The organism is Glaciihabitans sp. dw_435, from assembly GCF_018449675.1.
GTDB lineage: Bacteria > Actinomycetota > Actinomycetes > Actinomycetales > Microbacteriaceae > Glaciihabitans.
The window spans coordinates 1-11,819 of sequence record NZ_JAAVUZ010000020.1 but is presented as its reverse complement, the minus strand read 5'-3'; the positions used below and the strand labels follow the sequence as shown (position 1 = coordinate 11,819).

Genomic DNA, 11,819 nt, shown 5'->3' with positions numbered 1-11,819 from the left:
CCGACAGCCTTAATATTCTACCAAATTGCGGCACTCTCTGCGGCCCTACACGGCTCTCTGTGGAGTTTTACCGCCCGGGTGGACTGATTTGCATTCCTAGCCGTAGGTATCCCGTGGACCCCGGCCTGGAATTGATCTGGGGCCGCGTTTCCATGAGGGAGCGTTGGGTCCGTCGAACTTGACGGACTGAATCCCGGCGTCGGGGTATCGCTGGGCGATCTGCGTCGTGATGTAACCCCGCATCAACCGCAGCTGTGTTGCCCAGGCGGTCGAGTCGCAATGGACGGTCAGCACGCCGTCTTCGATGCCCACCGGCGTCGAGTGTTCCGCGGTTTCATCGCCTGCCAACTCCGCCCAGGACGACAGGAGGTCGGCGCGGGCGAGGGAGGAGTTCCATCCCAGTTTTTGGGTGAGTCCGGCGAGAACATCCTCGATTCCATGCGGATCGCGGCCGATTCCGTACGGGACGCTCGCGCCGCCCTCTTTCTTCTTCTCGCTGCGCTTGCGGGCGTCCGCCGTGCGCGAACCGGCCTCGCCAAAAATCTGCCGAAACCGAAGATAGACCGCGACATGTTCGGACGGCGCGTTGAGATCGCCGGGGTTGGGGACATTGTCATTCATTCGTTCGTCCCCTCCCCTGTCTCATTGATTGCCGGTGTTGCTGCGGTGACCGCTCCACCATCGGAGGCGGCGTCCTCTTCGGTGCCGAGGATCTTTCCGGCGCGGATGCGCACCACGTGTGCGGCCAGACGCTCCGGGACATCCCCGCGCACAGCTGCAGTAATCAGCACCTGCTCGAATCCATCGACAGCGTCGGCGAGCCTGCCGCGGCGGGATTCATCGAGTTCCGCAAACACATCATCAAGGATAAGGACGGGGTCACCGGAATTGGTCTCCCTGCGCAACACCGCCGCCGACGCCAGTTTCAGGGACAGAGCGAACGACCACGATTCGCCGTGGCTGGCGTAGCCGCGGGCCGGGAGGTTGTTGAGCGTCAGAACCAGGTCGTCACGGTGTGGGCCGGCGAGGGTAATCCCGCGCTCGAGCTCGGCACGACGCAGTCGAGCCAACGCCGCGCGAAATGCGATGGACGCGGTCTCTGCGGTCAGGTGGTCTGGCGCGAGTGTTGCGGGATCCGAATCGGTCGGCCCCGGGTCATCCGAATCCGACGCAAGGATGCTGAGGTAACTCGCGAGTGACGCCGCATGGTCGGCACCAGCGATCGCAGCGTATGCGGACCGCACCTCGGGAAGAAGTTCGGCGATCAGCGCGCCCCTGGCCTCGATGAGTTCGGAACCCAGCGCAACTAGCCGGTCGTCCCAGATGTCGAGGGTGCTGAGGTTGGCCCCGCGCAGACCGGACGCCCGCGCTGACTTCAACAACGTATTGCGCTGCCGCAGTACCCGGTCGTAATCGGTGAGAACTCCGCTCATGCGCGGTGTGCGCAGCACGAGCAGTTCGTCGAGAAACCGGCGCCGGCCCGAGGGTTCGCCGCGAACGAGGGCGAGATCCTCCGGGGCGAACAGCACGCTGGAGAAATAGCGCGGCAGTTCGCGGGTTTTGATGGCCGAGCGATTTATCTGCGCCCGGTTCGCTCCGACACGGTTGAGCTGCACCTCGGCCAACACCGAGCGATCGCCGTTCTCGAGACGAGCTCGGACGATCGCTGCGGTTTGGCCAGCACGAATCATCGCGTGATCGGTGGATACGCGGTGAGACCCGAGGGTGCTGAGGTAGCCGAGAGCTTCGACCAGGTTGGTTTTCCCCTGGCCGTTGCTGCCGACGAAGAGATTGGGCCCGGCCGCAAGCTCAACCTCGGCCGACTCGTAATTACGAAAGTCGGTGAGGCTGAGATGCGTGACCCTCACATCAGTCCTTGCGGACCGAGTGCCCACCGAACTGGTTGCGCAGGGCGGCGACGGCCTTCATGGCAGGCGAGTCATCCTGGCGCGACACAAAGCGCGAGAAGATCGATGCGCTGATGGTGGGTACGGGGACGGCAAGGTTGAGTGCTTCCTCGACCGTCCAGCGGCCTTCTCCTGAATCCTCGACGTAGCCCTTGATGTCGTCGAACTTGGGGTCCTGCTCCAGCGCAACTACCAAAAGCTCAAGCAACCAGGAACGAACAACCGTTCCGCGCTGCCACGCCTTGAACGTTCCGGTGACGTCCTTGATGATGTCGCTGCGTGCAGCGAGGAGCTCGTAGCCCTCGCCCCATGCCTGCATCAGGGCGTACTCGATGCCGTTGTGCACCATCTTGGCGTAGTGACCAGAACCGGTTTCGCCGACGTGAACGAAGCCTTCCGCGCGGGGTCCCTCAGGACGCAGTGCATCGAAGATCGGCATCGCGTACTCGACGTGCTCGGCGCTGCCGCCGACCATCAGGCCATAACCGTTCTCGAGGCCCCAGATTCCGCCGGATACTCCGACGTCTAGGTAGTTGATGCCCTTCGTGACGAGCATGCCGGCGTGCTTGAAGTCATCGGTGAAGCGGGAGTTGCCGCCCTCGATGATGAGGTCGCCCTCTTCGAGAACCTCACCGAGGTTTTCCACAACACCGGTAGTGATGGGGCCAGACGGCACCATGACCCACACGATGCGCGGGCTCGGAAGAGCTGCAGCGAGATCTGCCAGGGTCGCAACATCGGACACGTTGGGGTTCGCGTCGTAGCCGGTTACTTCGATGCCGTTCTTGCGGAGGCGGGCACGCATGTTGTTGCCCATTTTGCCGAGACCAACGAGGCCGATGTGCATAAAAATTCCTTTTGACTTGTCAGTGGTGGTTAGCGCAGCAGAAGGTTGGGCTGCAGCAGGTACTTGTAATTGTCCGCCCCCGCCTGGTCCTTGGAGGACTGGCTGGTGATGAGCACCGGGCCGGGCTTGTTCGGGTTATCCGTCTTCGTGAACGAAATCCGTACAAACTCGGAGTGCACGGCGCCCAGGCCGTCGAGGAGGAATTGCGGCTTAAGCGAGACCACTGTGTCTGTGCCGGTAAGAAATGCGTCGATTACTTCGGATGCCTGTGCCTGCTCCGACCCGATTGCCTCGAGTGTGAGCCCATCTTCGGTAAACGTGAAACGCAGCGCTGCTTCTCGCTCGAGGACAAGGGAAACCCGGCGAGTCGCTTCGATCAGCTCGGCTGTGTTGAGCACCGCGTAGTTCTCGACCGTTTCGGGGAACAAACGCTTCACCGGAGGGAAGTTGCCCTTGATCAGCAACGACGTCACGGTGCGACGATCCGCCTGGAAGGCAATGAGTTCCCGCTCGTCCGTGCTGGTGATGGCGACGGAGATTGAGCCGCTGTGGCCGAACGTCTTACCGATTTCGGCAAGGGTGCGGGCAGGAACCAACGCGGTCACCGTGTCAGTGATCGAATCGCCGGCGTCCCATTCGATTTCACGAACGGCAACGCGGTAGCGGTCGGTGGCGACGAGCGACAGGCTCGTCTTGGATACCTCGAGCTGAACACCCGTAATCACGGGAGTTACATCGTCGCGCGAGGCGGCGACGGCAACCTGGGCAATCGCATTGGCAAACGCCTCGGCGGGGAGGACCCCTGAGCTCGCTGCTACCTGCGGCAACGTCGGGTACTCCTCGACGGGCATGCTCAGGAGCGTGAAGTTGGCCGACCCACACGAGACGAGGATCTTTCCCTCATCCGTGCTGAAACGCACGGGTGCGTTGGGCAAGCGGCTGGCGATGTCAGCGAGAAGCCGGCCGGAGACCAGAATCTTGCCGGGCTCCTCGATCTCCGCCGTGATTTCCGTCTGAGCGGACACCTCGTAGTCGAAGGACGAGAGCGTGAGCCCGTTCTCGCTGGCCTCAATCAGGACACCGCTGAGAATCGGAAGCGTCGTTCGCTGAGGAAGCAGCTTGACGGCAAAGGAGACCGCTTCGCTGAAGACGTCTCTGTTGACCTGGAACTTCACGGGTTCACCCCTATCGGTGGGTAGCGGCGGTCGGGCCGATTAATAGTGGCATATGTGGAAGCGGCTTCCGAGGCTGTCTGAGCAAAGGTTATCTCCGGAGCCATTTAAGTTTTTTAAAGAGATAACAGTCTTAACCGTTGTGCGAACTGTTGGTAACTCTCGATTTCCCATTGATTCGGCGGGAACTACAACCTTGTGAGATGTGGACGAATTGTGGGCGAAGGTACGAAACCCTGTCATTCGAATGACAAGTTCCCGAACCGATTTCCACAGGTTTTTGTAATTCATCAACACGCCTTCCGGCGCGTTCCAGAATCTATACACAGGTTATCCACACTGTGGGTAACACCCCCTTGTGGGGCTGCCTGAGGGCTTAGTTCTTGTTGTACCGCTGGTTTTGCTTGATTCTGCTGGTCAGTTCCGTCACCTGGTTGTAGATGGAGCGACGCTCCTTCATCAGTTCGGTGATCTTCTTGTTGGCGTACATGACGGTGGTGTGATCACGGTTACCGAAGAGTTGACCGATCTTCGGGAGGGACAGGTTGGTCATCTCCCGGCAGAGGTACATGGCAATCTGTCGTGCGGTTGCCACGGCCTGGGACCGGGATGACCCGTAGAGGTCGTCGACCGTGAGTTTGAAGTAGTCCGCGGTGTGGTTGATGATGTCGACCGGTGCGATGACGTTGTCCTCATCAAGAGTGATGAGGTCCTTGAGTACTGTCTGCACAAGCGCCATGTCGACCGGCGTGCGGTTCAGGTTCGCGAAGGCCGTGACGCGAATGAGGGTTCCCTCGAGTTCACGGATGTTGGACGAGACCTTGGTAGCGATGTACTCAAGGATGTCGTTGCCGATCTGGAGCTTCTCGCTCTGAGCCTTCTTACGGAGGATCGCGATTCGTGTTTCGAGATCGGGTGCCTGGACGTCGGTGATAAGGCCCCACTCAAAACGGCTCCGCATCCGGTCTTCAAAACCGGTGAGTGCCTTCGGCGGCAGGTCGCTGGTGATCACGACCTGCTTGTTGTGGTCGTGCAGCGTGTTGAAGGTGTGGAAGAAGGCTTCCTGCGTGCTGTCCTTGCCCTGCAAGAACTGGATGTCGTCAATCAGCAAAATGTCGATCTCGCGGTAGCGGGACTGGAAGACAGACGCACGGTTATTAGCGATCGAGTTGATGAAGTCGTTGGTGAACTCCTCGGAGCTCACGTATCGAACGCGGATCCCGGGGTACAGGCTCTGCGCGTAGTGACCGATGGCGTGGAGAAGGTGCGTCTTTCCCAGGCCCGATTCCCCATACACGAAGAGGGGGTTGTACGCCTTCGCCGGCGCCTCGGCGACCGCAACGGCGGCAGCATGGGCAAAACGGTTGGATCCGCCGATAACGAAGTTGTCAAAGCTGTACTTCGGGTTGAGACGAGAGTCGGACCGGGGGGTGGTGGTCATCCCGGGTGAGTTCTGGTTCAGAGCCGCAGAAACGATCGTCGTTTCGATATACGGCTGGTCTTCCGTTGTGTCGGTCTGCTCGAGGGCATCCGTCTGGATCTCGGGATTCACGACGATCGCAAAGGTGGAAACTTCCGAGTTGTCGCCGAGACTCGAGATCGCGTTAAGGAGGGGCAGGCGAATTCGCTGCTCCAGCATTCCGCGCGTCAGCTCGTTCGGAACCTCCAGATACAGGGTGCCCGCCATTATGCCTTTGGGCTCAACGAGGCTGATGAAACCGTGCAGTTGAGGGGTAATTCTCGCGTCGGTAGTGAGCTGGGATAGCACTGCCTTCCAGATGTCTCCGGTCGAATCCGCTATTTCTGCCATATTCCCAACCTAGATGTCCACGATTTACTCACAGAGTTATCCACCGATGTGTGAAACTCAATTCCGACGTATTTGCTCGATCTGCGGGGCAGAATCGGAGACCTTCACCTTAGTTCTCCACAGGGTGTGGTTACCAACCCTGTGGAAACCATGTGTGGATAGTGCGGGGCGATACAGGTTACGTTTGACCAAACGCGCTTTAGGCCGTAGATTTAATCAGTTGACTTCTAGCCTTACGGCTACTTACTTCTTTCCGGCCCTCAGAGCTGGGCTTTGGAGATACCACTATGAGCAAGAGAACTTTCCAGCCGAACAACCGTCGTCGCGCCAAGGTGCACGGCTTCCGTCTTCGCATGCGCACCCGCGCCGGCCGTGCCATCCTCGGTGCGCGTCGTCGTAAGGGTCGCACCGAGCTTTCCGCGTAGCACCCTCCGGTGCTCGCCAAGGCGAACCGGGTGGTTCGGGCGGACGATTTTCGCACTACGGTGCGAAAAGGTAGGCGTGTCAGTACACGGCATGCCGTCGTCTACCTGCACGCCCGGTCTTTTGGCGAACCCACTCGGTTTGGTTTCATCGTTGCCAAGACAGTAGGCAATGCGGTCACGCGGAATCTCATGCGCCGTCGTTTGCGCTCCGTTGGCCGGGACATCCTGGATCAACACTCCACAGGAACCGACATCGTCATCAGAGCACTGCCAGGCTCAGACGAGGTTTCCTGGGCTACTCTGCATGATGAGATTTCTCAGGGCATTGATAGGGGCGTGAGCAAGCGATGAAACGGACGCTGACGTTCGTTCTGTTGCTGCCGCGCAACCTCTGTGTTCTGATTCTGCGGTTCTACCGCGCGGTGATTTCTCCGCTGTACGGCGATGTATGTCGCTACTACCCGTCGTGCTCGTCGTTTACCCTGCAGGCGATCCAGCGGTATGGAGTTGTTCGCGGTACGTGGATGGGCACTCGAAGAATTGCTCGTTGCCACCCATGGGCAGCGGGTGGAGTGGATGACGTTCCGGTGCGGGCAACGCAGCGCTACGAACTCACTCCCTTTGGTTTTGTTGTAGCAAGTAGCCACGGAAAGGCTTGACCCACTCTTATGCCGGATATTTTTGGCACCATCCTCTGGCCCATCAAATGGCTTGTAGAAGCAATTCTGGTGGCGTTCCACACCGTGTTGAGCGGAATTGGGCTGGATCCCGATGACGGTCTCACCTGGGTGCTGTCCATCGTCGGACTCGTCCTTGTTGTGCGCGCTTGCCTGATCCCCATCTTCGTTCGGCAGATCAAGAGCCAGCGTCGGATGTTGGAAGTCGCTCCCCAGATCAAGAAGATCCAGGACAAGTACAAGGGCAAGAAGGATCAGTTCTCCCGCGAGGCCATGTCCCGCGAGACCATGGAGCTCTACAAGCGCACCGGCACCAACCCGCTGAGCTCGTGCCTTCCGTTGCTGATCCAGATGCCGATCTTCTTCAGCCTCTTCTCTGTTCTGCACAACGCGCAGACGGGTCTGAACGGCATCGGCCTTCTGAACCCCGAGCTGTCCAAGTCGTTCGGTGAAGCTGAGCTCTTCGGCGCTCCCCTCCACCTGGCGATCAGCACCGCCGATGGCAACGTTCTCGTCATCGTCATTGCCGTCACCATGGTCATCCTGATGACCGGCTCGCAGTTCATCACTCAGCTGCAGATCATGTCGAAGAACCAGTCGCCCGAAATGAAGGCGAGCCCGACGTTCAAGCAGCAGCGCATCCTGCTCTACATCCTTCCGCTGGTGTTCGCCTTCTCCGGTTTCACCTTCCCGCTCGGCGTCATGTTCTACTGGCTCACCACGAACATCTGGACCATGGTCCAGCAGTTCCTGGTCATCCGAAACATGCCGACGCCCGGTTCCGAGGCAGCGCTCGCTCGCGAGATCCGCATGGCTCGTAAGAACCAGGCCCGAGGCATTACTGTGACTGAGATCAACTCCGTCGGCGAGTCCGTCGAGGTTGAGAAAAAGGTTCCTACCCAGCGCGTCCAGCCCGTGAACAAGAACCGGGCCAAGAAGCAGACCGGTAACAAGAAGTGAGTGACATGAGCGAGACCGAGACCGCGGAGGTCGTCGAAATCGAAGCTTCCGAGCCGACTGAAGCGACGGATGCCCCGACGCCGAGCCAGCTCGAAGAAGAAGGCGACATCGCCGCCGACTACATCGAGGAACTTCTCGACATCGTGGACCTCGATGGAGACATCGACATCGATGCTCGTGGTGGGCGTGCCTACCTGTCGGTGAACTCGAGCGAGGGAAGCAGCAATCTGCGTCTCCTCGCCAAGCCGGAGACCGTCAACGCCCTGCAGGAGCTCACCCGTATCGCGGTCCAGACCAAGACGGGCGCGTTCTCCCGTTTGATCCTGGACGTGGGTGGTTCGCGCGAGGCTCGCGCGGCCGAGCTGAGCGTTCTTGTGGACAAAGCTGTGGAGCGTATTGAGGCGGGCGCCGAGTCGGCTGCCTTGCCAGCTATGTCGTCGTACGAGCGCAAGCTGGTTCACGACATCGTGAGCGAACGCGGATTCGTTTCCGAGTCCGAGGGCGAAGGCCGTGACCGCCACACGGTAATCACCCGCGCGTAGTTGTTCGTGATCAATTGACTGATCCTCAGCTCGAAGCAGAGCCCGCCGTCGCGGCCGAACTATTTGGAGACCGTCTTGACGTCGCTCGGGCGTACACCAATGACCTGGCTCGTCGAGGCGAGGAACTCGGCCTCATCGGCCCCCTGGAGCTTCCCCGGCTGTGGTCGCGCCACATCCTGAACTGCGCCCTGCTCGCTCCCCTCCTTCAGGTGGGCACTGTTGGAGATGTCGGGAGCGGCGCTGGGCTTCCGGGCCTCGTGCTCGCGATTGCACGTCCCGACGTGAAGCTCGTACTCATCGAGCCCATGGAACGCCGGGTCGAGTGGCTCATTGCCGAGGCGGCTGAGCTCGGTCTCGACAACGTGACGGTGGTTCGTGCTCGTGCGGAGGAGACGAAGCTGTCGTGGCCGCTCGATCAGGTGACTGCGCGAGCTGTCACCGCGCTCTCCAAATTGATCCCTGCAACCGCTCCGTTGGTGCGTGCCGGCGGCGAAATGATCTTCCTCAAGGGCTCGCGTGTCCATGACGAGGTGACCGCGGCGAGCAAGCAGATTCGGCACGCGCGGTTGAGCAACGTAGAGGTTCTGGAGCTGGGTGAGGGGACCGTTCCCGAGGTCACTCGTGTCTTTAGAGCTACAGTGGACTGACCCCGGCATCCCCGTCTCTCGCACAGAAGGTTTCACGTGAAACATCCAGAAGGCGAACTCGCCGAGGCCTCGAATGAGGCTCGCAGTGACGCTCCTGTGGTGACGAATGCAGCTTCTTCGTTCGACGATTCGACTCCCCTTGCCCGGGAAATCGCCGATCTCACTCGCCGCCGCCGGCTCCTTGCGGGCCTCGAGCTGCCGATGCCATCGGCCACGCGCGTGATCACGGTCGCCAACCAGAAGGGCGGGGTGGGAAAGACCACCACCACCGTCAACCTGGCTGCCGCGCTGGCCCGATCGGGAGCCCGCGTTCTCGTTATCGATCTCGATCCCCAAGGAAACGCCTCGACGGCCATGGGGGTCGATCATCGGTCCGAAGTCCCCAGCGTGTACGACGTCATCATCGACGACGTGCCGATGGCTGACGTCGTCCAGAAGAGCCCCGAGTTTGCGGCGCTGTACTGCGTGCCGGCCACCATCCACCTCGCCGGGGCTGAGATCGAACTGGTGTCGTTGGTGGCCCGGGAACAACGCCTGAGTACGGCATTGCACGAGTTTTTGCTGGAGTCGCCGGAGCCGTTCCACTATGTGTTCATCGACTGCCCCCCTTCCCTCGGCCTGCTGACGATCAACGCGTTTGTGGCCGCTCAGGAAGTTCTGATCCCCATTCAGTGCGAGTATTACGCGCTCGAGGGGCTCAGCCAGCTCCTCAACAACATCGAGTTGATCGAGCGCCGTCTGAACCCTGCCCTAACGGTCTCCACGATTCTTCTCACCATGTACGACGGCCGCACTAACCTGGCCAACCAGGTTGCACAGGACGTGCGTGATCACTTCCCCAAGCAGGTGCTGGACGCCATGATTCCCCGTTCGGTTCGCATCTCGGAGGCTCCGAGCTACGGACAGACAGTCATTAGCTATGACACCAACTCCCCCGGTTCGCTCTCGTATCTCGAGGCAGCGGCCGAAATTGCACGCCGAGGAGCACCCGCCTAATGGCAACACGACGCACTGGACTTGGTCGCGGTATTGGCGCCCTGATTCCCACAGTGGATGACTCGTCCGCGGCTCGTCCCGTCGACGTATTCTTCCCCGACAGTCGGGTACCCGCCGAGGACCTCGTTGCTGTTCCGGGCGCGCGCCTGGCGAACCTCTCCCCCGCCGATATCGTCCCGAACGCCGTCCAGCCACGCACGGAGTTCCGCGATGAGGAACTCGCGGAGTTGGTGCACTCCATCCGCGAGATCGGTGTTCTGCAGCCGATCGTAGTTCGTCCGTTGGTGGGCGCTGTGGCGGGTGGTCCTCAGTTTGAGCTGATCATGGGCGAGCGTCGCCTGCGTGCGACAAAGCAACTCGGTCTGGATTCGATCCCGGCGATCATCAAGAACACCGCGGACGAAGACATGCTTCGCGATGCTCTACTTGAGAATCTGCATCGCGCCAATCTCAACGCGTTGGAAGAAGCATCCGCCTATCAGCAGTTGCTCAATGACTTCGGCATCACCCAGGAGCAGCTGGCCGAACGGCTGGGACGCTCGCGGCCACAGATCACCAACACGCTGCGTCTTCTCCGGCTCCCGGCGACGGTGCAGAGCCGAGTCGCCGCCGGAGTCCTTAGCGCTGGACACGCACGGGCGATCCTGTCTGCCGGTGACGTTGAAGCGATGGAACGACTGTCGGACAAGATCGTGAACGAGGATCTTTCCGTACGCGCCGCCGAAGCCGCCGCCAGCTCCACTTCCCCCCGGGCTAAGAAGGCCGCGTCGCCTGCTGCGGGCAGCAAGCAGGATCACCTGAATGAGGTAGCGGCTCGTCTGGGCGACCGTCTCGATACCCGAGTGAAAGTTGCCCTCGGCGCGAGCAAAGGAACGATCGTCATCGACTTCGCGACGATCGGTGATCTGAACCGAATCCTCGGCGAGATGGGCCTCGGAGCGTTCGGCGAGTCCGCTCCCCTTCGTTAGCCGTACAACACCCCGATCCTCGATTGCCGTCCGCGGGCGTTCGCGTCCAAAGGATGCTCGTGGTGGGGGCGCCGACCGTTCATCGCGCCGATCGCGGTGATGAGTCGGCTCATGGTGGGCACTTTGCCGGTTATGGCGATTTCGGTCCGATTGGCGTCAATTTCATCTGCGAGAACATCCCGCTGATCAGGCATTTACGTGCCTGGCTCGTCAGGAGCTATCCTAAGCGCTGCTGAGACCACGGTCGGGGTCTGATTGTTGATGAATTTCACCCCACCGCGGGTCAATGGCGTGCATCGCCCCCTTATGACGAACCGTCGAGTGTTTCACGTGCAACATCCGGTGTGAATTCGAGTTGATGCGGGACGAGCGAGGCTGAGCGCTCGGCGCGTGCCGCGGACTCGGTGCGAGTGCGGTGGTGTGCGCGGCAAAACCACTGACCAAGCTTCGTTCATTGACCACCGCGTCCGGGACCAGCGTCATGTGAATCAGTCTCCAAGGTCGAGTACTCAGCGGCGTGAAAGTTGGTCATGGACGTCCGACCGGTCATTGCTGACGCTGCGTGTTGGTGAGCACCATGGGTGCGCCGCGTGCCGTCTGATCTCGTGCGGCGTTGGTCTGGCGCACCCTGTGTGCTCGAGGTGATGCGCGGCGAGAGGCGTCTTGCGCGAAGTCTCCCGGGGGACCGTCGTTCCACGGAGGCGATGGCGCCGCCGGATGTTCCACGTGAAACATCGGGTCTGGCTCGCAAGGCGGGTCCCTATACGACGCGGACCTCGCGCCGTCGCTCGGGAATGCCCGTCACCGCTGGCCGGGATGGCCGCACCGGATCGGGCTGTGAACGAACCAAGTCACTTCTTTAACGGGC

At 60.8% G+C, this 11,819-nt stretch carries 13 protein-coding genes; 8 read left to right on the top strand and 5 right to left on the bottom strand.

Going from position 1 to position 11,819, the window contains the following annotated elements; genetic code table 11:
- Window positions 1-96 precede the first annotated feature (96 nt).
- The 5 genes from HB677_RS16360 to dnaA all read right to left on the bottom strand — a co-directional run bounded on the left by HB677_RS16360 (window position 97) and on the right by dnaA (window position 5,736).
- Window positions 97-621 carry a DUF721 domain-containing protein gene (locus HB677_RS16360; protein WP_213816806.1) on the bottom strand — a complete coding sequence of 175 codons (525 nt, stop codon included), beginning with the start codon at window positions 619-621 and terminating at the stop codon, window positions 97-99.
- Complete coding sequence (gene recF / locus HB677_RS16355) at window positions 618-1,868, bottom strand: DNA replication/repair protein RecF (protein ID WP_213816805.1); 1,251 nt, start codon at window positions 1,866-1,868, stop codon at window positions 618-620. Before recF ends, HB677_RS16360 begins: the two co-directional genes overlap by 4 nt.
- Before the next feature lies 1 nt (window position 1,869).
- Window positions 1,870-2,754 carry a phosphogluconate dehydrogenase (NAD(+)-dependent, decarboxylating) gene (gnd, locus tag HB677_RS16350; RefSeq protein WP_213816804.1) on the bottom strand — a complete coding sequence of 295 codons (885 nt, stop codon included), beginning with the start codon at window positions 2,752-2,754 and terminating at the stop codon, window positions 1,870-1,872.
- Window positions 2,755-2,783: 29 nt separating this feature from the next.
- Complete coding sequence (dnaN, locus tag HB677_RS16345; RefSeq protein WP_213816803.1) at window positions 2,784-3,929, bottom strand: DNA polymerase III subunit beta; 1,146 nt, start codon at window positions 3,927-3,929, stop codon at window positions 2,784-2,786.
- A gap of 373 nt (window positions 3,930-4,302) precedes the next feature.
- Window positions 4,303-5,736 (bottom strand): chromosomal replication initiator protein DnaA, encoded by a 1,434-nt coding sequence (gene dnaA / locus HB677_RS16340; protein ID WP_213816802.1) that lies wholly within the window; start codon window positions 5,734-5,736, stop codon window positions 4,303-4,305.
- Between the two features lie 287 nt (window positions 5,737-6,023).
- Between dnaA and rpmH the strand changes: the two genes are divergently transcribed.
- From rpmH to HB677_RS16300, 8 genes are read left to right on the top strand one after another with little or no spacing between them, the layout of a single operon-like run.
- A complete protein-coding gene (rpmH, locus tag HB677_RS16335) occupies window positions 6,024-6,161 on the top strand; it encodes a 50S ribosomal protein L34 (RefSeq protein WP_010204566.1) in 138 nt (45 codons plus the stop codon).
- Between the two features lie 9 nt (window positions 6,162-6,170).
- Complete coding sequence (gene rnpA / locus HB677_RS16330; protein ID WP_213816801.1) at window positions 6,171-6,512, top strand: ribonuclease P protein component; 342 nt, start codon at window positions 6,171-6,173, stop codon at window positions 6,510-6,512.
- Window positions 6,509-6,820, top strand: coding sequence for a membrane protein insertion efficiency factor YidD (yidD, locus tag HB677_RS16325; RefSeq protein ID WP_213816800.1), 312 nt, complete (start codon window positions 6,509-6,511; stop codon window positions 6,818-6,820). The genes rnpA and yidD overlap by 4 nt, the downstream gene beginning before the upstream one ends.
- A gap of 9 nt (window positions 6,821-6,829) precedes the next feature.
- Window positions 6,830-7,798 carry a membrane protein insertase YidC gene (gene yidC, locus HB677_RS16320; RefSeq protein ID WP_213816799.1) on the top strand — a complete coding sequence of 323 codons (969 nt, stop codon included), beginning with the start codon at window positions 6,830-6,832 and terminating at the stop codon, window positions 7,796-7,798.
- A 5-nt stretch (window positions 7,799-7,803) separates the two neighbouring features.
- Window positions 7,804-8,340: a R3H domain-containing nucleic acid-binding protein gene (locus HB677_RS16315; RefSeq protein WP_213816798.1), complete on the top strand. Its 537-nt coding sequence runs from the start codon at window positions 7,804-7,806 to the stop codon at window positions 8,338-8,340.
- Window positions 8,341-8,354: 14 nt separating this feature from the next.
- Window positions 8,355-8,987 (top strand): 16S rRNA (guanine(527)-N(7))-methyltransferase RsmG, encoded by a 633-nt coding sequence (rsmG, locus tag HB677_RS16310; protein ID WP_213816797.1) that lies wholly within the window; start codon window positions 8,355-8,357, stop codon window positions 8,985-8,987.
- Window positions 8,988-9,023: 36 nt separating this feature from the next.
- Entirely contained in the window at window positions 9,024-9,983 is a 960-nt protein-coding gene (locus HB677_RS16305; RefSeq protein ID WP_374193830.1) for a ParA family protein, read from the top strand.
- A complete protein-coding gene (locus tag HB677_RS16300) occupies window positions 9,983-10,951 on the top strand; it encodes a ParB/RepB/Spo0J family partition protein (protein ID WP_213816796.1) in 969 nt (322 codons plus the stop codon). The genes HB677_RS16305 and HB677_RS16300 overlap by 1 nt, the downstream gene beginning before the upstream one ends.
- Window positions 10,952-11,819: the final 868 nt, after the last annotated feature.

Coding starts and splice junctions, on each gene's coding strand:
- HB677_RS16360 (WP_213816806.1), bottom strand. CDS start 621: ATGAATGACAATGTCCCCAACCCCGGCGATCTCAACGCGCCGTCCGAA.
- gnd (WP_213816804.1), bottom strand. CDS start 2,754: ATGCACATCGGCCTCGTTGGTCTCGGCAAAATGGGCAACAACATGCGT.
- dnaA (WP_213816802.1), bottom strand. CDS start 5,736: ATGGCAGAAATAGCGGATTCGACCGGAGACATCTGGAAGGCAGTGCTA.
- rpmH (WP_010204566.1), top strand. CDS start 6,024: ATGAGCAAGAGAACTTTCCAGCCGAACAACCGTCGTCGCGCCAAGGTG.
- yidD (WP_213816800.1), top strand. CDS start 6,509: ATGAAACGGACGCTGACGTTCGTTCTGTTGCTGCCGCGCAACCTCTGT.
- yidC (WP_213816799.1), top strand. CDS start 6,830: ATGCCGGATATTTTTGGCACCATCCTCTGGCCCATCAAATGGCTTGTA.
- HB677_RS16315 (WP_213816798.1), top strand. CDS start 7,804: ATGAGCGAGACCGAGACCGCGGAGGTCGTCGAAATCGAAGCTTCCGAG.
- HB677_RS16300 (WP_213816796.1), top strand. CDS start 9,983: ATGGCAACACGACGCACTGGACTTGGTCGCGGTATTGGCGCCCTGATT.